Raw genomic sequence first — 24,504 nt, 5'->3', positions numbered from 1 at the left:
GGGGTCAGAGTTGAGCCAGGCCGCCGTCGACGGCGACCTCGCTGGCGGTCATGAAGCTGCTGTCCGGCGACGCGAGAAAGGCGGCCACGGCCCCGATCTCCGCCGGATCGGCCATGCGCTGGAGCGGGGTCATCGCGCCGTAGGCCTTCTGGCCTTCCTCGCCTAACGCCTCCTTCGCGAGTTCGGTCGCCGTCGCTCCGGGCGACAGCACGTTTACGCGGATGCCGGTGCCCTTCAGGTCTTCCGCCCAGGTCCGCGCCAGGTTGCGCACTGCCGCCTTGCTCGCGCTATAGGCAGTGAACCCCGGAGCGCCCGTGGTGCCGGCGCTCGACCCGGTCAGGATGATCGAACCGCCCTGGCTCATCAGCGGCAGCGCCTTCTGGACCGTGAAGATCGTACCCTTCACATTGGTGTCGAAGGTTTCGTCAATGTGCCTGGCGGTGATCTGGCCGAGCGGAAGCGGGCTTCCCGCCCCGGCATTGGCGAAGACGATGTCGAGGCTTCCGCGCTCGGCCTTCACCGCAGCGTAGAGTCGGTCGAGGTCGGCCTCATCCGAGACCGAGCCCATAACCGCGCGGGCATTAGGCCCAAGGTCAGCCACGGCGGCGTCGAGCGCTTCCTGCCGGCGGCCGAAGATGAAGACGAAGGCGCCCTCCTCGATAAAGCGCTTGGCTGCGGCGCGGCCGATGCCCGTAGCGCCGCCGGTTATCACAGCGGTCTTTCCATTCAGTCTGTTCATGTCATGCATCCTTCGTTTCGCCGTCTCGTGTCTTTGGCTGTACGGGAAAGTCCCGCGAGAGCCTCAAGATGGGTTCGCCGAAGTCGGGCGGTGAGTGCGCAATCGCGCACATCGCTGGTGCGAAAACGATCCAGTAGATGATTGAACGCCACGATGACCGCACGAACTTACGGCTGATCGTGTTAGTATGCGCTTTTGCAAGCCGCACTTCGCTGCGCAGGAATGCACCATGATCGACTGGGATGACGTTCGCTACTTTCTTGCTGCCGCGCGCGTAGGCTCGGTGCGTGCCGCCGCCGCACACCTCGGTGTGAACCACTCGACCGTGCTGCGACGCATCGCTCAGCTCGAGGAACGCCTCGGGGCGCAGATGTTCGAAAAGCTGCCTTCCGGCTACCGCCTGACGGCTGCGGGCGAAGAGGTCCTCGATCTCGCGACCCAGATGGAAGCGTCGTCGCACCAGCTGGAGACGCGAGTCTTCGGTCGTGACCAGAGCGCGCGCGGGCTTTTGCGGGTGACGCTTCCACCGTTCCTCGCCACACACCTGCTCATGCCGGATCTCGCCGACTTCGCGCGTTTGCATCGCGACATCGAGATGGAAATCTTGTCGTCCGGTGAGCTGGCAAATCTGACCAACCGAGAGGCCGACGTCGCGATCCGCATTGTCGCCGACCGCAAGACCCTGCCGCTCAATCTTCACGGCCTGAAGGGACCGGAGCTGTTCAGCGGCGTCTACATGTCTCGCGATCGACTAGCCGCGTGGCGTGCGGGCACGCTTGATCCCATCCGATGGATAGGCATAGACAATCATGGAATTCCGGACTGGGCGCGCGAGGGAGAAGTTCACGTCACGGGAGTACCGTTCAGGACACCTGACGCCGAGACGCAGATCATCGCGGCGCACCAGGGGATTGGGATAACGAAACTGCCGTGCTTCGTCGGAGATACCGACCCCCTGCTGGTGAGGGTGCCGGGGATCGACGTGCCCATGCATGGGACACTCTGGCTTCTCACGCAAGGCGAGACACGCAAGACGAAGCGGGTGCGGCTCTTCACAGAGTTCGTATCCCGCAGGCTCGCCGCGTACGCTCCGCTTCTCTCGGGGCTGTCCATATCGCGCGACTGACGCCCGGCAGATCCGCCGGCAACGCTTCCCGCAATCCGGGTGGAAGCCGAGCTGCGATCGCTTGAAGCGGCGTGTTCAATCCGCGAATCCAGTGGGAGTAGGGAAACGGCGGCAGTAGCGTAGAGGTACCAGCCTAAGCTCGACCTCTTCCCACACCATGATCAGACAACGATGCCACCGTCTTCAGCGCGCCATCGAGCATGTCGCCTTTCTCGTCTTTCAGCGCAGCTTCGCGCAACCGCCTGATCCAGTCGGCAGCGTCATCGCGGCTCCTGACCAGATCGAGCGCCGACAGCACGCGATCGAATTTGGACTGGGCGCGGAGGTGGGTGTCGCTGTAGCCCTTGATCAGCCGGCGGCAGTTCAAGATTTCGACGGCGAGCGCGTAGTCCTGAGGCGCGTGGCTGAGCGCCAGCGCATACCAGCGCTCCAGATGCGCCGTCTCGACCTTGTGGCGCAACAGGCGCCGCCGCCAGCGGCGCAGGCCGCCAATCAACCAGAGGACCGCAAAGCCGGCAAAGCTGTCGGTGCGGATGCGCCGGCCGCGATTGATGCGCCGGTCGAGAAAGCCGGCAAGTTTCGGCCGGTTCTCGATGTAGCTGCCAAACCCCGCCGGCAAGGTGCCGCAGAACTCCTCGATGCGCGGATGGAAATATTCGGTCACTTGCAGGATGGAGCCGTCCTTGACGCCCACCTCCTTGCGCACCCGCCGGTCACGCGTCGAACGTGTCTTGAGATCGGCGACGCGGATCATGTCGTCGTAGCACAGCGCGTTGGCCAGATGCTTGGCGGCAGCGATGGACAATGCATGGGCATGTTCAGCGCTATCCAGCGCGACCGCCTGGTCGAGCCGGTCGAGATACTCGCCGCCATAGGAGATGTCCTGGTAGTCGACGACCTTTCTCAGGCCCCGGAGCGCCATGTCGCGCACCGCCGCGGGCATCAGGTCGATGCGGGCGGCCAGCGCCTGCCAACCCTGCAGCAGGTTCGGCGGACCGCTCACACGCCCTGAACCCGGAGCGGGGTCGACCGTGGCCGGTTCTGCCGGCTGTGGCGCGGGGGCCGTCGTACCGCGCGCGCGGTCGTAGGCGACGGCGAAGGCAGCAAGGCTGGCTTTCGCACCCCGGCCGCCGGCGCCGATCGCTTGCTCATAGCTTTCACGCGTGAACGGCAATGCGTCGGAGCCGGCCAGCGCGCCAAGCAGACTGGCCGAGATCATTGAGCCATTGTCCGCGGCGATCTTTTCCATGTCGAAGGCGATGAAGCGTTTCGATGCAGCTTCCGCCGTCGCGCGTACCTTGGAAGACGAGGCCCGGCCGTCACCCGGCTCGATCTTTTCCGACACCGCGGCGATACGGTGCGAGGAGGTGATCAGCGTGGTGCGATCGGGCGTGACGAAGCCCCTGATGATGGCGCGGCCGGCTTCCATCAGCTCGGCGGCGATCAATATGTCGACATCGCCTTGCGAAGGCGAAAGGGCAAAGACCGGCAGCCGGCCGGTGTCGCGGGCCATCTCGACGTAATAGATCGTAGCGCCGGTGCGCTGGGCGACGCCGGCGACCGAGGTCGATTGCGCGACATAGGAATTGCGCTCGGCGACATCGGTGATCCAGTCGGCGAGCACGCCGCCGCCCTGGCCGCCGACCGCGAGCAAAGCGAGTTTGATCACCGGCTCGGTATCGGCGGCATCGGATTTCGGGCGCAAGGGCGAAGCCTGGTCAAGCATCGGCGAACGTCAACCTGCGGCTTTCACGGCGCCGCTGCAGCAGGCCGATCACGGCGCGGCGCGTGCCTTCCAGAAAACGATCCCAGCGGCGGGGATTGTGCACGACATCGGCGCGGTAGAAGGAAGGGCACAGCACCGCTGCATCCGCCACTTCACCGCAATTGCCGCAGCCGACGCAGCTCTGGTCGATCGATGCCACCGGATCGTCGCGCAACGGATCGTCGAGCGACTTTACCGACAGCGACGGGCAGCCGGACAGCCGCATACAGGCATGGTCGCCGGTGCAGATATCCTCATCGACGCCGAACTTCGGCTTGACGACGCGAGTCCCACCCTTGATCGCCTTGTCGACCAGCGGCTTTTCGCGGCGCTGGCGATTGAGCATGCATTCAGACGAGGCAACGATGACCTTGGGACCCTTTTCGTCCGTCGTCAGCGCCTCACGTAACGTGTCCTGCATCTTGGTGATGTCATAGGTGCGGTCGACATGGCGCAGCCATTTGACGCCCATGCCCTTCACCGCCTCGGTGATCGGATGCTTGGTCGACTTGGTCTTGTTGCCCGCACGCGACGACAGGATGTCCTGCCCACCGGTGGCGGCGGAGTAAAAATTGTCGACGATGACGATGACGCCGTCGTTCTTGTTGAAGACCGCGTTGCCGATCGAGGAGGTCAGGCCATTGTGCCAGAAGCCGCCATCGCCGACGAAAGAGATCGACCGCCGTTTGGCGTCGGGCGAATTGAACGCCGATGCCGATGCCGGCCCCAGCCCGTAGCCCATGGTGGTGGCGCCGAGCTCGAAAGGCGGCATGATCGAGAACAAATGGCAGCCGATGTCGGATGCGATGTGGTGGTTCCCGAGTTCCTGCTCGACCAGCTTTGTCGCGGCAAAAATCGGCCGCTCCGGGCAACCGATGCAGAAGCCTGGCGGACGTCCCGGCACGACGTTGATCAGGTCCGCGGCGTCAACGCCGTCGCCGACCTTGTTGGGCGCGCGCACCTCACCCGGCAAGAGATGCGGGGCCTCGGCGCGCAGGAAGGCGCCGATGCCGTCCAGCATGACCTGGCCGGTATATTCGCCGGCCATCGGCAGATACTCCTTGCCGACCAGCCTGGTGCCGCGCCCGGCCTTGTGCAGCATGGCGGCAAAGGCCTGCTCGATGTAGTTGGGCTGGCCCTCCTCGACCACGAGCACCGTCTGCTTGCCTTCGCAGAAGGTGAGGAACTCGTCATCGATCAGGGGATAGACGGCGTTGAGAACGTAGAGCGGCACATCCGTCTCGCCATAGGTGTCGGCAAGGCCGAGCCGCTGCAAGGCGCGGATGACCGAATTGTACATGCCGCCCTGCATGACGATGCCGACCGAGCCATGGTCCGAACCGAAGAATTCGTTGATCTTGTTCTTGGCGATGAACTCCACCGCCGCCGGCCAGCGCTTCTGCACCTTCTCCTTCTCGTGCAGGAAGGAGGCGGGCGGCAACACGATGCGGCCGGTGTCGCGGCGCGGCGCGTCGAGCGCATCGGCCACCGTCATCGGCGGGCGCTTGTTGTCCTTGGCGATGAAATGGCCATGCACATGGCAGCAGCGGATGCGCACCTGCAGCATCACCGGCGTGTTGGATGCCTCGGACAGCTCGAAACCATCCTCCACCGCCTTGACGATCGACGGCAAATTGGGGCGCGGGTCGAGTAGCCAGACCTGGCTCTTCATGGCGAAGGCATGGCTGCGCTCCTGCATGATCGAGGAGCCTTCGCCATAGTCTTCGCCGACGATGATCAGCGCGCCGCCGGTGACGCCGCCGGAGGCGAGGTTGGCCAGTGCGTCGGACGCGACATTGGTGCCGACGGTCGACTTGAAGGTCGCCGCACCGCGAATGGGGTAATGCACCGAGGCCGCCAGCATGGCGGTGGCGGTGGCTTCCGAGGCGCTCGCCTCGAAATGCACCCCGAGTTCGCCCAGAATCTCCTGTGCGTCGGCCAGCACGTCCATCAGATGGCTGATCGGCGCGCCCTGGTATCCGCCGACATAGCCGACGCCGCATTGCAGCAGCGCCTTGGTGATGGCGAGAATGCCTTCGCCCGCAAATTCCTCGCCGGCGCCGAGCCTGAGTTTTTCGACTTCCTTGGCAAAAGAGCGTTCGGCCATTTTTCCAACCTTCCGTTGCCGGCGGTGCGGCCGGCGCCTAACGTCTAGATGTCGTGCTTGCGAATGTTCTTCAGCATCTTCTGCAATGTGGCGATCAGCGCCGCGTATTCGGCGTCGTCGACATCGTCGAACATCGCCTCGAACGCGTCATGCATTGCCGGCCAGGCGCGCGCGAACTCGGCGCGGCCGTCATCGGTCAGGAAGACATGGCGGATGCGGCTGTCTGTGACGCCTTGCTCGCGCCGCACGAAGCCTTGCCCTTCCAGCGTGTCGAGCGTGCGGCTCAAGGTCGACTGCTCGATGACGGTGTAGACCGAGAGGTCGTTGACGGTGACACCGTCGGTGACCGACAGCACGGCGAGCGTGCGGACCTGCGGAATGGTCAGGCCCTGCTTGCGGAAATCGTCGCGCAAGGTGGCGTTGTAGCGCCCCATGATGCGGTTCATCAGATAGGGCGCGAATTGCTGCAGGCCGATCTGGCCAAGCGTCGAAATGCGCTGGCGTTTTTCTGCGACCTTCTGCTCCATCACAGCCTGCCCGCCAGAAGAAAGCCGGAGCCGCCGCCGAGCCCTGCACCCGGATGGGTGGAGGCGCCGATGTGATAGAGGTTTTTGATGCCGGTCTGATGGTTGCGGCTGGTCTTGAACGGCCGCCACAGGAACGACTGGTCGATGGTGGACGACCCGCCATACGGGTCGCCGCCGACCAGATTGATGTTCATCGCTTCGAGATCGGCCGGTGAATAGGCGCGGCGCGCAATCACGCTGCCCTTGAAGCCATCGATGTGGCTGGCGAGAATGGTTTCGACGCGGTCGGCGTAGGCTTCACGCAGCGCCTCGGTCCATTGTCCGTCAGCCGGTGCATGCAGCGTGCCTGCGGCGTCGCCCTTGATGTGCCTGGGCGCCTCGGGCAGTTGCAGCCACAGGATCGCCTTGCCCTCCGGGCAGCGCGACGGATCGAGCGCATGCGGCTGGCCGACGCAGATGGTCGGCACTTCGGGCAGCATGCCGCGCGCCGCCTCGTTGCAGGCTTTCGAGACGCCATCGAGCCCCGGCGTCAGGTGCAACAATGCCACCTGGTCCAGGCCAGCACCGCGCCATGCCGGCGGCTTGTTCAGCGCATAGTGAATCTGGAAATTGCCTTTGCCGTAGCGATATTTCTGTGTCGCTTCGACATCGGCCTTGGGAGCCTCGCTGCCGAGCAACCGGTGGTAAAGCTGCGTCGGCGTGACCGAACAGATGACGCTCTTGTTTGCTGTAATCGTTTCGCCCGAGGCGAGCCGTACGCCGGTCGCGCGGCCACCGCTCTGGACGATCGAGGCGACATCGGCGACGGTACGGATGTCGCCACCACGTTCCCTTATCAGAGCTTCGAAGGCGGTGAGCAGGGTCTTCGCTCCACCCTTGACGATCGGCGCCCCGGCCGCTTCCAGCGCGAAGGCAATGACCTTGGCGATCTGCCCTGAGAAGGCGTCTTCCGGTCCGAGCCCGGCGTGCAGCACCCAGGGCGCCCACAGCGCGCGGATTGTCTCGGACCGATAGGTGCTTTCCAGCCAGCTGCGCGCCGGCACCAGTGCTTCGCCGAGAAAGGCGGCAAGGCCGCGTGGGCTGCGCCGCCAGGCATCGCCGGCCAGCAGTTTCGCCGTCGGATAGGACCACAGGCTGCCGCCGAGCAGGCCGAACAACAGGCCGGCATTGCGCTCGATGCCGCTGACATCGTCCGCATGCCGGTCGCCATCGTCGGCGGCAATCGCATTGATTGCCGCGACATTGGCGGCGCGGTTGGTGGTGAGCACTGCATGACTGCCGTCCGGCCGCAGCACGCCAGTTGGCGTGCCGGTGTGGCAGAATTCCAGCCCGTGCCTGGCGAGATCGCCGCCCAACGCCGCAAAAGCCGGCGAGGTGATGAACAGCACGAAGGTGGTTGCCATCACGTCATGGATAAAGCCGGGAGCGGTGATCTCCTCGGTACGCACGCAGCCGCCGATGCGGTCATTGCGCTCGAGGACGAGCACACGCGCCCCTTTGCCGCCGAGCATCGCCGCGCAGACCAGCGCGTTGATGCCGCTGCCAACGATGATGTGATCCGGCTGGCTCACCTTGGCGTGCTTTCACCTAGCCGTTGGATACAAGCGCCAGCGCGCGGATAGGGCTGCCGGTGCCATGCTCGATCTTGAGCGGTGCGGCGATCAGGATGGCGCCCTTTGGAGGCAACTGGTCGAGGTTGCAGAGGCTGGCGAGGCCATAGCGGTTCGCCTTGTGCATCAGCGTGTGGGCTGGAAATGGCGGCTCCATCCCGCCTGCCTTGCCGGCATCGGTGCCGATCGTCTCTGAGCCCCAGCCCTTGATATCCTTGCTGATCAGGAACTGGATGGCTTCGGCTGTCGGACCTGGCGTATGTGGGCCGGTTTCGTCGGCGTTGAGGAATTCGGCTTCCGAGCCATTGCGCTTATACCAGTCGGTGCGCATCACCACCCACTCCCCGGCGTTGATGGCGCCATGCTTGGCTTCCCACGCCTTGATGTGGTCGACGGTGAGCAGGAAGTCGTGGTCAGCGGCGGCTTCCTTCGAGCAGTCGATGACATTGACCGGACCAATGAAATTCTGCGCCGGAATGGTGTCGGTGGCGCCGTCCGGATAGTCCTTGCCGCTGATCCAATGCTGCGGCGCATCGAAATGCGTGCCCGAATGCTCCCCAAGCTTCAGCCAGTTCCATGCCCACCACGGGCCGTTCTTGTCATAACGGGAGATGTTATGGATCTCGACCTTTGGCGTGTCGACGGCAAGCTCCGGCGGCAGCTTGATAAGAGGCGTGTCGGGTCCGAGTTGCGCAGAGAGGTCGACCACCCTGATGGCGCCTGAAAGCAGCTGGCCGGCGACTTCGCCGAGGAGTTTTTGCGTGTCCATGGTCTGAAGTTCCCTCTTTCTGGTGAAGATCAAGGCTCGTCTCGGCCCTTAATATCCTACTAGACGAAAACATATGCATCTGCAATTATCTTTAAGCATAAAGGAAATGGGAACGGGGCGTGAGCGAGTTCGACGCCATCTTTGTCGGGGCGGGCCACAACAGTCTGGCATGCGCCGCGCATCTGGCGCTGAAAGGCTGGAAAACCGGGATTTTCGAGCGCAGCGCAGCAATCGGCGGTGCCGTCCAGACCCACGAATACACCCTCCCAGGGTTCCGGCACGATTTCGGTGCAATGAATCTGAGCCTGTTTGCCGGCTCCGCCTTCCACCGGAAATATGCAAATGAATTGAAAGCGCAGGGTCTTGAGTTCGCGCCGGTCGCCGACTGTTTCGCCAGCGCCTTTCCGGACGGACGCTGGTTCGGCGTCAGCAATGACTTGGAAAGGACTGCCACGCGGCTGGCCGCGTTCTCCGCCGCCGATGCCGCGACGTGGCGCAAGCTCGTTGCCGCCTTTCCTGCTGAGGCCGAGCATCTGTTCCGGCTGCTGGGATCGCCGATGAGTGCCCGCGCGCTTGCCGGCACCGCCTGGAACCTGTGGCGCAAGAAGGGCATGTCAGGCGCGCTCGATACCGGCCGGCTTTTGCTGTCGTCACCTCGCGCCTGGCTGGAGGAGACCTTCGAGTCGCCTTATGTGCGGGCAACGCTTGCCACCTGGGGCATGCATCTCGATTTCGCACCCGACATCGCCGGCGGCGCCGTGTTCCCCTATCTGGAATCGATCGCCAACCAGAGCTTTGGCATGGTGCTAGGCAAGGGCGGCGCCGACACGATCATCCGGGCGCTGGCAGGTATGGTCACCTCGGCGGGCGGCACGATCGTCACCGGGGCGGAAGTTGCCGAGATCACCGTTGCCGGCGGCAAGGCATCGGGCGTGCGACTCGCTTCAGGTGAGACACATACGGCCACCAAGGCAGTGATTGCCGGCGTCGCGCCCAGGGCGCTGACCGGCAAGTTGCTGCCCAACGGTTCCGGCGACGCCGGCTTCGACACGGCGATGCAGAAATTCCGGCACGCGCCGGGCACGATGATGATCCATCTGGCGCTCGACGACCTGCCCGATTGGCGCGCCGGCGCGGAGCTTCGGCAGTTCGCTTATGTGCATCTGTCGCCGTCGCTCGACGCGATGTCGCGCACCTATCAGCAGGCGATGGCGGGCATGCTGCCGGACGAACCGGTGCTGGTCGTCGGCCAGCCGACCGCGATCGATCCGTCGCGCGCGCCTCAGGGCAAGCATGTGCTGTGGGTGCAGGTGCGCATGCTGCCTGCCGAAATCCTGGGCGATGCGGCAGGCAGGATCGCGCCCGCGCATTGGGATCAGGTCAAGGATGCCTACGCCGAGCGCGTGCTCGACATCATCGAGATATACGCACCCGGACTGCGCCCGAAAATCCTCGGCCGTGCAGTGTTCTCGCCAATCGACCTCGAGCGTGAGAACCCCAATCTCGGCGGTGGCGACCAGGTCTGCGGCAGCCACCATCTGGCACAGAATTTCCTGTTCCGCCCGGCGCGCGGTTATGCCGGCTGGAACACGCCGGTCGGCAATCTGCATCTCATAGGCGCCGCGACATGGCCCGGCGCCGGCACCGGCGCGGCCTCCGGCTTCATGCTCGCGCAACAGCTTGGCGGGAGGTAGCTCGCAAGATTTCATGAAGGCGACGAGAGGCAAGGCGCTGCTGCCCACGAAGCCCGGATCGATAAACTGATAGTGCCGCGCAAAGACAACAAAACCAACAAGGGCAACGACCATGACAATCAACAGACGAGAATTGCTGGGATACAGTGCCGCGGCACTTGGGGTGGCGGCGATCGGCCTGCCTGAGATCGCCAAGGCGGCAGCGGGCGAGCTGACCATCGCCTATAACGTCAACCTGCCGTCCTGGGATCCGACCACCGGACCCTCGGCCGTCAACCCGACGATCCAGGGCCTCTACCAGTCAGTGTTCGACCAGTTCATTCCGCAAAAGCCGGACCTGTCCTTTGCGCCTGGCCTGCTCACCGAATGGGGCTGGAACGAGGATCGCACCAAGGTGACGATGGCGGTGCGCGAAGGCGTGACCTGGCATGACGGCTCGCCGTTCACGCCCGAGGACGTGGTTTGGTCGCTGCAGCGGGCGGGCGACGAAAAGACCGGCAATCCGATCCAGTTCGTCTGGAAGAACGTCAACAATTTCAAGATCGACGGCAACAAGATCACCGGGGACGTCGTGCAGTTCGATCCGGTTTACTTCAAGTGGATGTCGTTCCTGACCGGCTACATCCTGCCGAAGGCCTATTACGAGAAGGTCGGCGCCGAAGGCTTCGAGAAGGCGCCGCTCGGCACCGGCCCGTACATGGTGGAAAAATTCGAGCGAAATGCTTTCCTCCGACTGAAGGCCAACCCGCACTATTGGGGCGACAAGCCGGCCTTCGAGAATGTGACGATCAAGTTCGTCACCGACGCGGCGAGCCGCGTTGCCGAGATCGAATCCGGTTCCTCGCAGGTGACGCTGGAGGTCCCCTATGAAGAGTATGACCGGCTGATCGCCAAGGACGGGCTTGCCGGCTCGTGCAAGCCTGTTTCCGACATCGGCATGATCTTCTTCAATGACATTGAAGCGATGCTGGACAAGAACGTCCGCCAGGCCGCCGTCATGGCGGTGGACAAGGAGCTTCTGGTCAAGCGGCTGCTGCGCGGTTATGGCCAGCCGATCGCGACGCTGGAGACCCCGGAGTACACCGCCTTCGATGCCTCGATCAAGGTCGAGCACAATCCGGAAAAGGCCAAGGAACTGCTCGCGGCCTCCGGCTATTCGCCGGAAAAACCGGTCAAGTTCACCATCCAGACGACCAAGGGCTTCAAGCCCAAGGATTATGAGATGGTCCAGGCGATCGTCGGCATGTGGCGCAAGGTCGGTATCGAGGCGACGATCGAGGTCTACGAGATCGCCAAACACTATGAACTCAGAGCAGCCGACAAGCTGGCGCCGGCCGCTTTCTACAATTGGGGCAATGCCATCGGCGATCCGACAACGTCGACCGGTTTTGCCATGTATGGGCCGAGCCCGCACTCGGTGTGGGACAGCCAGGACCTGATCGACATGATCAATCCGCTCTGGGGCGAGAAGGACGAGGCCAAGCGCATCGCCCGCTGGAAGGCTGTCGACAAGTATATCGCCGAGCAGGCCTATGTGCTGCCGCTGATTCAGTATGCGCAACCTATCGTGCATGCCAAGGGCGTCAACGTGGTGCAGCATGTGTCCGGCGCGCTGCTGCCGGCGCTGATGACCCCGGCCTGATATCGGCTTGTGAGCGCCACTCTTCGCTGAGCGGCCCCCTCATCCGGCCCCTTCGGGCCACCTTCTCCCCCTGGGGAGAAGAGACCAGCTCAGCCGTCCGTGACCTCTTCTCCCCTCGGGGAGAAGGTGGCCGCGAAGCGGACGGATGAGGGGGCTCTTCGTTAGAAACGCACTGGGCCTACACCAGAATGCTCCTGCAACGATTCCTGATCCGTCTGCTGACGATGCTGATTACGCTGTTCGGCGTGGCCGTCGTCGTCTTCGTCGTGATCCGCGTTGCGCCCGGTGACCCGATCGCCATGATGCTGCCGCCCGGTGCGACGAATGCCGACATCGACCGGCTGCGTGCACTTTACGGGCTCGACAAGACCATCGTGCAGCAATTCTTCATCTGGCTTTCCGGTGTTGTCAGGGGCGATTTCGGTACCTCGATTTCGCTCCGGCAAGATGTGCTCAGCCTCGTCTTCAACCGCTTGCCGGCAACGCTGGAACTCGCCATCGTTGCGCTGATCATGGCGATGGCGCTAGGCGGCACGACGGCGGTCCTCGGCGCGCGCGAGCGCGGCACGGCGGTCGAAGCCAGCATCGATATCGCCAGCGGCGCCGTCCTTTCCATTCCCGATTTCCTGTGGGGCCTCGTGCTGATCCTTTTGTTCGGCGTGCTGGTGCCGATCTTCGACATTTCCGGCCGGGTGTCGCCGCAGCTCGATCTGCCCTTCCTCACCCAGTTCTATTTCTTCGAGAGCTTGCTTCGGCTGCGCTTCGACCTGACCTGGGATCTGCTGAAACACATGCTGATGCCGGCAGTAGCCTTGGCATTGCCGCTGGCGGCAATCATCGCGCAGTTGCTGAAACAGTCGCTGAAGGAAGTGCTTGACCTCGACTATGTCGTGCTGGCCCGGGTGAAGGGGTTTTCGGAAACGCAGGTTATCCTGCGCGAGGCGCTGAAGAACGCTGCCTTGCCGACACTGACTCTCGTCGGCGTCCAGTTCACCTTCCTTGTCGGCGGCACGGTCATCGTCGAGCGGCTGTTTTCCTACGAAGGGCTCGGCAACATGGCGATCGATGCCGTCATCAACCGCGACCTGCCGCTGATCCAAGGCATCGTGCTGGTGTTCGCGCTGCTGTTCGTACTGATCAATCTTGGCGTCGACATGATGTACGCGCTGCTCAATCCGAGGCTGCGCCATGGATGAGACACGCATCGCCCGGCGCGGACTCGGCCCGAGGCTGTGGCTGGCCGGCGGCTGGCTGCTGCTGGCGCTGCTGGCCGCGATCTTCGCGCCGCTGGTCGCACCGCAGGACCCGCTGGCGCAAGACCTGATGCTGGAACGGCTGCCGCCATTCTGGATGAGTGGTGCGGAATCCGGCTATTGGCTGGGCACCGACAGCCTCGGCCGCGATCTCCTCTCCCGGCTGATCTTCGGCGGCCGTATCGCCTTCATCGTCGCTTTCGCGGCGGCGATCGCCGCCTGCCTTGTCGGCTCGACGCTCGGACTGGTCGCCGGCTATTTCGGCGGCTGGGCCGACCGCATCATTTCACGCATCGTCGACGTCTGGATGGCATTCCCGCCGGTGCTGTTCGCCATCCTGCTGGTCGCGGTGCTCGGCACCGGCCTCAGTTCCGTCATCCTCGCCATCGTCATAATCGACTGGACGCGCTTTTGCCGGGTGATCCGCGCCGAAGCGATGGGCCAGTCGCGCATGGACTATGTCGAGAACGCCCGCATCGCCGGCTATGGCCGCATCGGCATCATGCTGCGCGAGGTGCTGCCCAATGTGGTGCCGTCGATCGTGGCATTGCTGTCGCTGGAGATGGGCATCGCCGTCATCGTGGAGGCCATCCTGTCCTTCGTCAATCTGTCGATCTCGACCGACGATCCGACCTGGGGCGGCATCATCGCCGAGGGCCGGCTGTCGATCCATCAGGCCTGGTGGGTGCTGGTGTTTCCGCTTGTCACGCTGATCCTCACCGTGCTGTCGTTCAGCCAGTTCGGTGAGGCGCTGAAGACACGCTTCGATCCGGTGCTGCGATGAGCGCTTGCCTGGATATTGCCAATCTGAGCGCCGTGCTGCCGAACGGCCAGCGCGTGCTGCGGTCGGTGTCGCTCTCCGTGCAGCCGGGTGAGGTGCGTGCTCTTGTTGGCGAGAGCGGCGCCGGCAAGACGATGATCGGCAAGGCGGTGCTCGGTGTGCTGCCGTCAAGCGTGCGCATCGTCGAAGGCGCCATGCAGCTCGAAGGCGAAGACCTCGGCAGGCTGCAGCCCAAGGCAAGGCGCACGCTGATCGGCGCTCGCACGGCGCTGATCCCGCAAGATCCGTTGACTGCGCTCAACCCGTCGCGCCGCATCGGTCCGCAGATGACTGACCGGCTGGTGCGCATTCTCGGCTGGAACGGTGACAAGGCGGACAAGCGTATCCGGCAATTGTTGGATGAGGTGCAGATCCGCGATCCCGACCGGGTGCTGAAATGCTATCCGCACGAGCTGTCCGGCGGCATGCGCCAGCGTGTGCTGATCGCCGCCGCCTTCGCCGCCGAGCCACGGCTGATCGTTGCCGACGAGCCAACAACCGCGCTCGACGTGACCGTGCAAAAGCAGATCCTGCGCCTGATCGCCGAGTTGCAACGCGAGCATGGCACCGCGATCCTGTTCGTCACCCACGATCTCGGCGTCGTTGCAAAGATCAGCCAGCAAGTGTCTGTGCTCTACGCCGGCAAGGTGGTGGAAGAGGCTGATACAGCCGCTCTCTTCGCCGCGCCTGAGCATCCCTATACGCGGGCATTGATAGCCGCCACGCCACGCTACACCCATCCCTTGGCCTCGCTGAAGCCGGTGGACGAGACCGTGCTGGCCGGGCTTGCCGCCGAGATCGGCGCGGCAGACCAGGCGTGGAGACGGCCGCATGGTTGAGCCGCTGTTTTCCGTGCGCGGGCTGAAGGTGGCGCTGCCCGACATGACCCGCAAGCCGCTGATCGGCCGCGCGCCGCTGGCCGAGATTTTGAAAGGCCTGGACTTCGATCTGCCGAGAGGTTCGGTGACCGGCATCGTCGGTGAATCCGGGTCCGGAAAATCGACGCTCGGCCGCACGCTTGTCAGACTTCTGGAGCCGAGCGTCGGCAGCATCCATTTCGAGGGCCGCGATATCGCCCATCTGCCGGATGCGGAGCTGCGACCTCTGCGCCGCGACCTGCAGATGATCTTCCAGGACCCGATGTCGTCGCTCAACCCGCGTCGCACCATCGCCGGCATCATTGCCGCGCCGCTCAAGCAGAATGGGCTTGGCGACAGGCTCAAGGAACGCGTCGCCGAGGCATTGCATCGCGTCGGCCTGCCGCAAAGCTTCGCTAGTCGCTATCGTCATGAACTGTCGGGCGGGCAGCGCCAGCGCGTCGGAATTGCGCGCGCGTTGGCGCTGTCGCCGAAATTCGTGCTGGCCGACGAGATCGTCTCCGGCCTCGACGTATCGACGCAGGCGCAGATCCTCACCCTTTTGGAGAGACTGGCCGCGGAGATGGGGCTGACGGTCGCCTTCATCAGCCACGACCTGTCGGTCATCCGGCGGCTGTGCCAACAAGTGATCGTCATGCGCGAGGGCAGGATCGTCGAGGCGAGCGCCACCGATGCGCTGTTCGACAATCCCAGGGAGACCTACACGCGCGACCTGCTTGCCGCCATCCCACTGCCTGAGATCGACGCGGACTGGTTGCGGCCAGCAACGAAAGCGCCGGCATAGGACTGTTCACCCACCACGCCGAACAGCGGGCTTCGGACGTGCATGAGGGCAAAATCAGCCCGCGAACGGAGGGTAATATGAATTACGCAGCCCGCGGCACGATGCTTGCCGCGATCCTGTTCTGCTCGATGGGAACGGCTTCGGCCGATGCGATCCCGGGGATGCGCGGCCACGACCACACCGGCATCACGGTGCCCGACATGAAGCAGGCAGTCGACTTCTTCACCGAAGTCGTCGGCTGCAAGAAGGCGATGTCGTTCGGTCCGTTCGCCGATGACAAGGGCACCTTCATGCAGGATCTTCTGGGCGTCGATCCGAAGGCTGTCATCGAGCAGGTCACCATGGTGCGTTGCGGCTATGGCTCGAATATAGAGCTGTTCAAATACACCGCGCCCGACCAGAAGGATTTGACGCCGAAGAACAGCGATATCGGCGGCTTCCACATTGCATTGTACGTCGATGATGTCGCCGCGGCCAAAGCCTATCTCGACGGCAAGGGCGTGAAGACGCGGATGGGGCCGCTGCCGGTCAAGGAAGGTCCGGCGGCCGGCCAGACCATTCTCTATTTCCAGGCGCCATGGGGGCTGCAGCTGGAGGCGATCAGCTATCCCGACGGGATGGCCTATGAGAAAGGTGCCGAGACTGTGCTGTGGAGCCCGAAGAACCCGGACAAGTAATTTCCAGAGCGCGCTTGCGGGGCCAACCCGCAGGCGCGCCACCCGTGTTCAGCAATCGTTCCAACATGAAACTTTAAGCTTGAAATAGTTTATCTCCGGCGCGATACTTGAGATGCAGCAAGCGAAGAGGAGATCGCACGGATGAAGGTTGCGGTTCTCGGTGGCGGACCAGCCGGCCTCTACTTTGCCATTTCAATGAAGCTGCGGGACGCCGCCCACGAGGTCACGGTGTTCGAGCGCAACCGCGCCGACGATACGTTCGGCTGGGGCGTCGTGCTGTCGGCCGAAACACTCGACAACCTTGCCAAAAACGACCCGGTCAGCGCTGTCTGGATCAAGAAGCATTTCGCCTATTGGGACGACATCGCCGTCATCCATGACGGCGTGCGCACGGTCTCGTCGGGCCACGGTTTCTGTGGCATCGGCCGCAAGCGGCTTCTGATCCTGCTGCAGCGACGCGCGCGCGAACTTGGCGTGAGGCTGATGTTCGAGAGCGATATCGCCGACCCTCAGCCCTATATGAAGACGCATGATCTGGTCGTCGCCGCCGATGGGCTGAACTCAAGGGCGCGCAACACCTTCGTCGAAGTCTTCAAGCCCGACATCGACACCCGCAAATGCAAATTCGTCTGGCTCGGCACCAACCAGAAATTCGACGACGCCTTCACCTTCATCTTCGAGAGGACCGAGCATGGCTGGGTGTGGGCGCACGCCTATCAATTCGACAGCGAGACAGCGACCTTCATTGTCGAGTGCAGCGAACAGACCTGGGCTGCCTTCGGCTTCGGCGCCATGTCGCAGCAGGAATCCATCGCCGTCTGCGAGCGCATCTTTGAGAAACATCTCGGCGGCCACGCGCTGATGACCAATGCCAATCACATCAGAGGTTCGGCCTGGATCAATTTCCCGCGCGTGCTGTGCGAACGCTGGTCTTACAAGAACCTGGCGCTGATGGGCGACGCGGCGGCCTCGGCACATTTCTCGATCGGCTCCGGCACCAAGCTCGCATTGGAAAGCGCGGTGGCGCTGGCCGAATATGTCAAAACCGAACCGGACCTCGACGCCGCCTTCCGCAAGTATGAGGATGCGCGCCGCACCGAGGTGCTGAAGCTGCAGTCGGCGGCGCGCAATTCGCTGGAGTGGTTCGAGGAGGTCGAGCGCTATCTCGGCCTCGATCCGGTGCAGTTCAATTATTCGCTGCTGACCCGCTCGCAACGCATCAGCCACGAGAATTTGCGGCTGCGCGATGCCAAATGGCTTGAAAGCGCCGAGGAATGGTTCCAGCGCCAGGCAGGGGCAGGCGGCAACAGGCAGCGCCGGGCACCGATGTTCGCGCCGTTCAAACTGCGCGACATGCAGCTCAACAACCGCATCGTCGTTTCGCCGATGGCGCAGTACAAGGCAGTCGATGGCTGCCCGACCGACTGGCATTTCGCCCACTATGCCGAGCGTGCCAAGGGCGGCGCCGGGCTTGTCTATATCGAGATGACCTGCGTCAGCCCGGAAGGACGCATCACGCCCGGTTGTCCCGGCTTCTATGCGTCCGAACATGAGGTGGCGTGGAAGCGGCTGGTCGATTTCGTCCACACCGAGACCGAGGCGAAAATCTGCGCCCAGATTGGCCATTCCGGGGCCAAGGGCTCGACCCGTGTCGGGTGGGAAGGCACCGACGTGCCGCTCGCCTCGGGCAATTGGCCGGTCATGGCGGCCTCGGCGATTGCATGGTCGCCTGAGAATCAGGTGCCGAAAGCCATGGACCGCGCCGACATGGACGAGGTGCGTGACCAGTTCGTCGCGTCCACCGAGATGGCAGATCGCTGCGGTTTCGACATGCTCGAGATCCATGCCGCGCATGGCTATTTGCTGTCGTCCTTCATCACGCCGGTCACCAACCAACGCACGGATGAGTATGGCGGTTCGCGGGAAAATCGCATGCGCTATCCCCTGGAAATCTTCCATGCGGTGCGCGCCGCCTGGCCGACGCGAAAGCCGATCTCGGTGCGCATTTCGGCCAATGATTGGGTCGGCATCGAAGGTGTGACGCCGGCCGATGCGGTGGAGATCGCGCGGATGCTGCACGAAGCCGGCGTCGACATATGCGACGTCTCGGCAGGCCAGACCTCGATTGCCGCCAAGCCTGTCTATGGCCGAATGTTCCAGACGCCGCTCTCGGACCGCATCCGCAACGAGGTCGGCATGGCGACGATGGCGGTCGGCAACATCTACGAGCCGGATCATGTCAATTCGATCCTGATGGCCGGCCGCGCCGACCTGGTGGCCCTGGCACGGCCGCATCTCGCCGATCCCTACTGGACGCTGCATGCGGCCGTGACGCTCGGTGATCGTGGTGTCAAATGGCCGGATCCCTATCTGCCCGGACGCGACCAGATCTACCGGCTGGCCGAGCGCGATGCGGCGGCGGGGCTGAAAGTATGACGACGGCCTGGGCGATTTCAGGCAAACATGCGCTAGTCACTGGCGGCGGCTCCGGCGTCGGCCGGGCCATCGCGCTCGTGCTGGCCGAGGCCGGCATAGAGGTGACCATATGCGGGAGGCGCGACGCCGAGCTCGCCAAGTTGGCCGGCGAGAACGACCGCATCCACGCCATGTCAGCCGATGTCACCGACGAGGCGGCGATGATTTCGCTCTACGCGCAAGCGGAAGCCGTGCGCGGCCCGTTCGACATTGTCGTCGCCAATGCCGGCATCGCCGGCAGCACGCCGACGCACAGGACCTCGCTTGCCGACTGGCAGCGGACGCTCGACGTCAATCTGACCGGCGCCTTCCTGACGGTGAAGCCGGCGCTGGCCGGCATGGCCGCGCGCAAGGCGGGCCGGATCGTCTTCGTCGCCTCGACCGCAGGGCTGAAAGGCTACGCCTATGTCGCGCCCTACGTGGCGGCCAAGCATGGGGTGGTCGGGCTGATGCGGGCACTGGCGGCCGAGACGGCGAAATCCGGCGTGACCGTCAACGCCGTTTGCCCGGGCTTCGTAGAGACCGACATGCTGGCGGACTCCATTCAGCGCGTCGTCGAAAAGACCGGCCGCTCAGTCGAGCAGGCGCGGGCGAGCCTTGCCTCGACCAACCCGCAAGGCCGTTTCATCCAGCCGCAGGAAGTTGCCGCGACGGTGCTCTGGCTGTGCGGCGATGCGGCTGCGTCGATTACCGGACAAGCGATTTCGATCTCAGGAGGCGAAACATGGTAGCCGGCCCATTGCCCGCGCCGTCGGGACCCGGCAAGGACCGGCTGCGTCTCTGGATCAGGCTGCTGCGCGCCTCGCGCACGATCGAGGCCGAGCTGCGCGAGCGCCTGAAGAAGGAATTCGATACGACACTGCCGCGTTTCGACGTCATGGCCGCCCTCTACCGCGCGCCGGAAGGCATGCTGATGAGCGATCTGTCGCGCTTCCTGCTGGTATCCAACGGCAATGTCACCGGCATTGTCGACCGGCTGGTTTCGGAAGGGGTGGTCGCGCGCGCGCGCCGCAATGGCGATCGCCGCACATCCATGGTGCGACTGACCGACGAGGGTTCCAAATCTTTTGCCGCAATGGCCGCGGCGCATGAGGGTTGGATCGGAGAATTGCTGGCCAAGGTCAGCGAGGAGGATGCGCGCCGGCTGACCGGCATGCTGACCTCGTTCCGCAGCAACTGGGAGGGACGCGAATGAGTTCGATGGCCGGCCTCAAGCCGAAGCACTTCCTTTGGGAAGTCGAAGGCAGGATCGCCAAGGTGCGGCTCGACCGGCCGGAGCGCAAGAATCCGCTGACCTTCGACAGCTATGCGGAACTGCGCGACACGTTCCGCGATCTCGTCTATGCCGACGACGTCGACGCCGTGGTGTTCCTGCCCAATGGCGGCAATTTCTGCTCGGGCGGCGATGTCCACGACATTATCGGCCCCTTGGTCAAGATGGACATGAAGGAATTGCTCGCCTTCACCCGCATGACCGGCGATTTCGTCAAGGCGATGCTCAATTGCGGCAAGCCGATCATCGCGGCGGTCGACGGTGTCGCGGTCGGCGCCGGCGCCATCATCGCCATGAGCGCCGACATCCGCATCGCCACGCCGGAGGCCAAGACCGCTTTCCTGTTCACCCGCGTCGGGCTTGCCGGTTGCGATATGGGCGCGTGCGCGATCCTGCCGCGCATCATCGGCCAGGGCCGTGCCGCCGAATTGCTCTACACCGGCCGCACGATGACGGCAGCGGAAGGCGAGCGCTGGGGCTTCTACAACAGGCTTGTCGATGCCGCAGTGCTCGAGGCCGACGCGCTCGAGATGGCGGCGCGAATCGTCTCGGGCCCGACCTTCGCGCACGGCATCACCAAGACACAGCTCAACCAGGAGTGGTCGATGGGCCTCGACCAGGCGATCGAAGCAGAAGCGCAGGCGCAGGCGATCTGCATGCAGACGCGTGACTTCGAGCGCGCCTACAAGGCCTTCGTGGCCAAGGAAAAACCGGTGTTCGAGGGGAATTGATGGCAGACAGGAGTTTCCTCCGCTGGCCGTTCTTTGAAGATCGCCACCGCGAACTGGCCGAAAGGCTGGAAGCATGGTGCGCGATAAACCTTCCCGTCGATCACCACGACGTCGATGCCGCCTGCCGCGAGCTGGTGGCGAAACTTGGCCGCGACGGCTGGCTGAAGCCGACGGCGCTCGATACCGACAATCCGGGACCGCTCGATGTCCGCACCTTGTGCATCACGCGCGAGACGCTGGCGCGCCATGACGGGTTGGCCGACTTCGCCTTCGCCATGCAGGGGCTCGGCACCGGCGCGCTCAGCCTGTTCGGCACACCCGACCAGCAGCAATGGCTGGCAAAGACCAGGGCCGGCAAGACGATTTCCGCCTTCGCGCTGTCGGAGCCACGCTCCGGGTCGGATGTCGCCAACACCGAAATGACCGCGATCCGCAATGACGACTTCTATATCCTCACCGGCGAGAAGACCTGGATTTCCAATGGCGGCATTGCCGATCTCTACGTCGTCTTTGCCCGCACCGCCGAGGCACCGGGTGCCAAGGGACTTTCCGCCTTTCTCGTACCCGCTGATACCAAGGGGCTTGGCATTGCCGAGCGCCTTGAAGTGATCGCGCCGCATCCGCTGGCGCGGCTTTCCTTCGATCAGGTGCGGGTGCCGGCTTCGGCGCTGATCGGCAAACCGGGAGACGGCTTCCGCATCGCCATGTCGGTGCTTGACGTGTTCCGCTCGACGGTAGGCGCGGCGGCACTCGGCTTTGCCCGCCGGGCGCTGGAAGAAAGCATCAGCAGAGTGGCCGAGCGCAAACTCTTCGGCGCTCCGATGGCAGAGCTGCAGATGGTGCAAGGCCATATCGCCGACATGGCGCTGGACATCGATGCCGCAGCGCTGCTGGTCTACCGCGCTGCCTGGACCAAGGACATGGGCGCGGCTCGTGTCACCCGCGAGGCGGCGATGGCCAAGCTGTTCGCCACCGACAAGGCGCAAGAGGTGATCGACAAGGCTGTGCAGCTGCATGGGGGGGACGGCGTCCGCAAGGGCCATATCGTCGAGAGCCTCTATCGCGAGATCCGCGCGCTACGCATCTACGAGGGCGCATCCGATGTGCAGAAGGTGGTGATCGCACGGCAGGTGATGGGCGCGGCCTGACGGCGATGTATTTGATTTGAGATTGATCTTTAAGAATACCGGGGAGGCTTGAAAATGCACGAGATCCTGCAGCCGGAGGGCTGGGCGAAGCCGGTCGGCTACGCCAACGGCATTGCTGCGCGCGGCAGGCTCGTCTTCGTGGGCGGACAGGTCGGCTGGAACGGGCAGTGCCAGTTCGAGACCGACGATTTCGCCGGCCAGGTGCGGCAGACGCTGCAAAACATCGTCGCCGTGCTGGCGGAAGCCGGCGCGGAGCCACGGCACATCACCGCGATGACCTGGTATTTCACCGACAAGGCCGAATATCTCGGCAATCTCAAGGGTATAGGCGAGGCCTATCGCGAGGTGATCGGCCGGCATTTCCCAGCGATGGCCGCCATGCAGGTGGTGGCGCTGGTGGAAGATCGCGCCAAGATCGAAATTCAGGCAACCGCCGTCATTCCGGATTAACGAATTCGTTATTCCCGGATTGATCAGCAGCGCAGCCCCGCCCGCTTCAGCAGCGGAAATACGTGGTCGCAGAAATAGGGCAGTTCCTGGGTGTAGTTGACGAACGACAGCGCGATGCCCTGGTAGCCATGCCCGGCTATTGCCGCCATCTCGGCGGCAATCGTCTCCGGCGTTCCAACCAGCGGGTAGGTGCCGGCGCCGCCGGCGAAACGCTGCCGGTAGCGGTCATAGGCATGCGGGTCATGCGACTGCGAGAACTCCTTCTTGCCTGCCATATGAGCATCGACCGCATCGTGGTCGACCAGATCGACGGCATAGCNGTGTAGTAGGCCTGCGCCTCTTCCATGGTTGGACGGCAGACGACATGCGCCACCGTGTAGACGCCGACGTTGCGGCCAACCTTGTCGGCCCGCTCGCTGATGTCGGCGACATGCTTGCCGGCATCGCTCATTTCCGAAAAGGTCGTGAACAGATAATCGCATCGGGCGGCGGCGAAATCCCGGCCCGGGCCACCGAAAGCAGCGTTCATGGTCACCGGGCGTGGAACCTGCAGGCTCGCCGGCCGGCTCACCGCCTCCTTGAGGCGATAGTAGGTGCCTTCATAGTCCAGAGGCTGGTCCGAGGCGTAGAGCTTTTCCAGGATTTCGATCCATTCGGCGGCCTGGTCGTAGCCCTTCTCGACCAAAGGCGTGCCGAACATGCCGAATTCCTTCGGGTTCCAGCCGCAGACGATGTTCAAGCCGGCGCGGCCCTGGCTGATATGGTCGACAGTTGCCAGCGCCTTGGCGGCATAGAGCGGATGCACCAGCGGCACATGCACGGTCATGAACAGGCCGATCTGCTCGGTGGCCACCGCCAGAGCTGCTGCCCAGGTGAAGGTCTCGAACGACCATTCGCGCACCTTGTTGCGGCCGCCAAAGCCACGCCAGCGCGCGATCGGAAGCATAAATTCCAGCCCGGCGCGGTCGGCGATCTGCGCCGCCGTCAGATTGTCCTGCCAGCTTGCCGTCCAGCGTTCCGGCACATCGGTGATGGCCAGACCGCCATCGGCATTGGTCGAAAAGACGCCGAGCTTCAGTTTGTTCGAGCCGTGCAGGGGATGCGTTTTGATCATCATGGGAACTCGTGGCGGGAGACCGACACGCTAGGCCCGCGCAAAAATATTTCAAGCCTGAAATAGCTTCGCCTCGCCGCCGATTGCGGATATGAATTTGGAGGGGAAAAGGGGATGGATATGAGCGCGTTCCGTCAGAAGTGCATCGGCAAGACCAATCTCGTCGGCTCCTTCGCCGCTATTCCCCATCCCGTCGCCGTCGAAGTGATGGCGCTCACCGGCCTCGACTTCGTCTGCATCGACTGGGAACATGCCCAGATCGCGCGCGACACGATCGAAACCATGGTGCGCGCGGCCGACGTGCATCGCGTGCCGGCCATGGTGCGTGTTCCCGGTCATGCGCCGGAAGCTATCCAGGCGGCGCTCGACAGCGGCGCACAAGGCGTGCTCGTGCCGCGCGTCTCGACCGCTGCTCAGGCCGAGGCGGCGGTGAAAGCCTCGCGCTATCCGCCGCTGGGCGAGCGCGGCGTCGGGCCTGGCCGCGCGGCAGGCTATGGCTATCGCATTCCCGAATATCTGGCCGCGGCCAATGACAGGGTGGTCGTCGCGGTCCAGGTCGAGACATCGGAGGGGCTGGCCAACATCGAGGCGATCGCGGCCATAGACGGCATCGATGTGGTCTTCGTCGGCCCCGGCGATCTCTCCGTGTCGATCGATGCGATCGGGCCGAAAGGCGTGGACAAGCTCAATGAGGCGATCACAAGGATCATCCGCGCGACCGTCGCGCATGGCAGGACATCGGGCATATTTTGCGCCAGCCCACAGACGATCAGCCAGTGGGCCGCTATCGGCGCGAGCTTCTTCGTGCTGGCCAGCGATACGATGTTTCTTGGCGCCGGCGCTGCGGCCAACTGCACCGCTGCGCGCGCCGAGCTGCGGTAGACGGGCGGGATCGGGCAAAAACTTTTTAAGCTTAAAACTT

Annotated in this window: 21 protein-coding genes and 1 pseudogene; 15 read left to right on the top strand and 7 right to left on the bottom strand. The window is 63.9% G+C overall.

Translation table 11 applies throughout. The features are described 5' to 3' along the window. Window positions 1-4: 4 nt before the first annotated feature. Window positions 5-739, bottom strand: coding sequence for an SDR family oxidoreductase (locus X733_RS152910; RefSeq protein ID WP_023699875.1), 735 nt, complete (start codon window positions 737-739; stop codon window positions 5-7). 229 nt (window positions 740-968) lie between these two features. Between X733_RS152910 and X733_RS152915 the strand changes: the two genes are divergently transcribed. Next, the gene (locus tag X733_RS152915; protein ID WP_023818608.1) at window positions 969-1,865 is read left to right on the top strand and encodes a LysR family transcriptional regulator; all 897 of its coding nucleotides are present in this window, start codon (window positions 969-971) and stop codon (window positions 1,863-1,865) included. A gap of 133 nt (window positions 1,866-1,998) precedes the next feature. Here X733_RS152915 and X733_RS152920 read toward each other — a convergent pair whose 3' ends face one another. The 5 genes from X733_RS152920 to X733_RS152940 are packed head-to-tail and all read right to left on the bottom strand — an operon-like array spanning window position 1,999 to window position 8,643. Beyond that, window positions 1,999-3,591 (bottom strand): indolepyruvate oxidoreductase subunit beta family protein, encoded by a 1,593-nt coding sequence (locus X733_RS152920; protein ID WP_023699873.1) that lies wholly within the window; start codon window positions 3,589-3,591, stop codon window positions 1,999-2,001. After that, a complete protein-coding gene (locus X733_RS152925; protein WP_023699872.1) occupies window positions 3,584-5,737 on the bottom strand; it encodes an indolepyruvate ferredoxin oxidoreductase subunit alpha in 2,154 nt (717 codons plus the stop codon). Before X733_RS152925 ends, X733_RS152920 begins: the two co-directional genes overlap by 8 nt. 44 nt (window positions 5,738-5,781) lie before the next feature. Then, on the bottom strand, window positions 5,782-6,264 hold the full coding sequence (locus tag X733_RS152930; protein WP_023667791.1) for a MarR family transcriptional regulator: 483 nt from the start codon (window positions 6,262-6,264) through the stop codon (window positions 5,782-5,784). Next, entirely contained in the window at window positions 6,264-7,835 is a 1,572-nt protein-coding gene (locus X733_RS152935) for an NAD(P)/FAD-dependent oxidoreductase (protein WP_023699870.1), read from the bottom strand. Before X733_RS152935 ends, X733_RS152930 begins: the two co-directional genes overlap by 1 nt. Before the next feature lie 16 nt (window positions 7,836-7,851). After that, complete coding sequence (locus X733_RS152940; protein WP_023818607.1) at window positions 7,852-8,643, bottom strand: cyclase family protein; 792 nt, start codon at window positions 8,641-8,643, stop codon at window positions 7,852-7,854. A gap of 119 nt (window positions 8,644-8,762) precedes the next feature. Between X733_RS152940 and X733_RS152945 the strand changes: the two genes are divergently transcribed. The 13 genes from X733_RS152945 (at window position 8,763) to X733_RS153005 (ending at window position 22,468) form a co-directional block, all read left to right on the top strand. Next, complete coding sequence (locus X733_RS152945) at window positions 8,763-10,337, top strand: NAD(P)/FAD-dependent oxidoreductase (protein WP_023748013.1); 1,575 nt, start codon at window positions 8,763-8,765, stop codon at window positions 10,335-10,337. 112 nt (window positions 10,338-10,449) lie between these two features. Further along, on the top strand, window positions 10,450-11,979 hold the full coding sequence (locus tag X733_RS152950) for an ABC transporter substrate-binding protein (protein WP_023818606.1): 1,530 nt from the start codon (window positions 10,450-10,452) through the stop codon (window positions 11,977-11,979). Window positions 11,980-12,167: 188 nt separating this feature from the next. Next, entirely contained in the window at window positions 12,168-13,175 is a 1,008-nt protein-coding gene (locus X733_RS152955) for an ABC transporter permease (protein WP_023818605.1), read from the top strand. Continuing rightward, on the top strand, window positions 13,168-14,016 hold the full coding sequence (locus X733_RS152960) for an ABC transporter permease (RefSeq protein ID WP_023818604.1): 849 nt from the start codon (window positions 13,168-13,170) through the stop codon (window positions 14,014-14,016). The genes X733_RS152955 and X733_RS152960 overlap by 8 nt, the downstream gene beginning before the upstream one ends. After that, entirely contained in the window at window positions 14,013-14,891 is an 879-nt protein-coding gene (locus tag X733_RS152965) for an ABC transporter ATP-binding protein (protein WP_023695186.1), read from the top strand. The genes X733_RS152960 and X733_RS152965 overlap by 4 nt, the downstream gene beginning before the upstream one ends. Beyond that, window positions 14,884-15,714, top strand: coding sequence for an ATP-binding cassette domain-containing protein (locus X733_RS152970; RefSeq protein ID WP_023732281.1), 831 nt, complete (start codon window positions 14,884-14,886; stop codon window positions 15,712-15,714). Before X733_RS152965 ends, X733_RS152970 begins: the two co-directional genes overlap by 8 nt. A gap of 77 nt (window positions 15,715-15,791) precedes the next feature. Then, on the top strand, window positions 15,792-16,391 hold the full coding sequence (locus X733_RS152975; protein WP_023732280.1) for a VOC family protein: 600 nt from the start codon (window positions 15,792-15,794) through the stop codon (window positions 16,389-16,391). A gap of 141 nt (window positions 16,392-16,532) precedes the next feature. Next, window positions 16,533-18,827 (top strand): bifunctional salicylyl-CoA 5-hydroxylase/oxidoreductase, encoded by a 2,295-nt coding sequence (locus X733_RS152980; protein WP_023818603.1) that lies wholly within the window; start codon window positions 16,533-16,535, stop codon window positions 18,825-18,827. Continuing rightward, window positions 18,824-19,597 carry an SDR family NAD(P)-dependent oxidoreductase gene (locus tag X733_RS152985; RefSeq protein ID WP_023818602.1) on the top strand — a complete coding sequence of 258 codons (774 nt, stop codon included), beginning with the start codon at window positions 18,824-18,826 and terminating at the stop codon, window positions 19,595-19,597. The genes X733_RS152980 and X733_RS152985 overlap by 4 nt, the downstream gene beginning before the upstream one ends. Then, window positions 19,591-20,061 (top strand): MarR family transcriptional regulator, encoded by a 471-nt coding sequence (locus tag X733_RS152990; protein ID WP_023667803.1) that lies wholly within the window; start codon window positions 19,591-19,593, stop codon window positions 20,059-20,061. Before X733_RS152985 ends, X733_RS152990 begins: the two co-directional genes overlap by 7 nt. Beyond that, entirely contained in the window at window positions 20,058-20,870 is an 813-nt protein-coding gene (locus X733_RS152995) for an enoyl-CoA hydratase family protein (RefSeq protein ID WP_023818601.1), read from the top strand. The genes X733_RS152990 and X733_RS152995 overlap by 4 nt, the downstream gene beginning before the upstream one ends. Beyond that, window positions 20,870-22,018: an acyl-CoA dehydrogenase family protein gene (locus tag X733_RS153000; RefSeq protein WP_023818600.1), complete on the top strand. Its 1,149-nt coding sequence runs from the start codon at window positions 20,870-20,872 to the stop codon at window positions 22,016-22,018. The genes X733_RS152995 and X733_RS153000 overlap by 1 nt, the downstream gene beginning before the upstream one ends. 54 nt (window positions 22,019-22,072) lie before the next feature. Then, window positions 22,073-22,468 carry a RidA family protein gene (locus tag X733_RS153005; RefSeq protein WP_023667806.1) on the top strand — a complete coding sequence of 132 codons (396 nt, stop codon included), beginning with the start codon at window positions 22,073-22,075 and terminating at the stop codon, window positions 22,466-22,468. A 23-nt stretch (window positions 22,469-22,491) separates the two neighbouring features. On the opposite strand, the pseudogene X733_RS01000000166160 reads toward X733_RS153005, so the two are convergent. Then, window positions 22,492-23,582, bottom strand: a pseudogene (locus X733_RS01000000166160) (LLM class flavin-dependent oxidoreductase). Window positions 23,583-23,702: 120 nt separating this feature from the next. On the opposite strand from X733_RS01000000166160, the gene X733_RS153010 reads away from it, so the two are divergent. Next, window positions 23,703-24,464 carry an HpcH/HpaI aldolase/citrate lyase family protein gene (locus X733_RS153010; protein WP_023686922.1) on the top strand — a complete coding sequence of 254 codons (762 nt, stop codon included), beginning with the start codon at window positions 23,703-23,705 and terminating at the stop codon, window positions 24,462-24,464. Window positions 24,465-24,504 lie beyond the last annotated feature (40 nt).

Source organism: Mesorhizobium sp. L2C066B000 (genome assembly GCF_000502335.1).
Taxonomy (GTDB): Bacteria; Pseudomonadota; Alphaproteobacteria; order Rhizobiales; family Rhizobiaceae; genus Mesorhizobium.
Note: the sequence above shows the minus strand (reverse complement) of the source record. Positions and strands in the feature narration are given on the sequence as shown.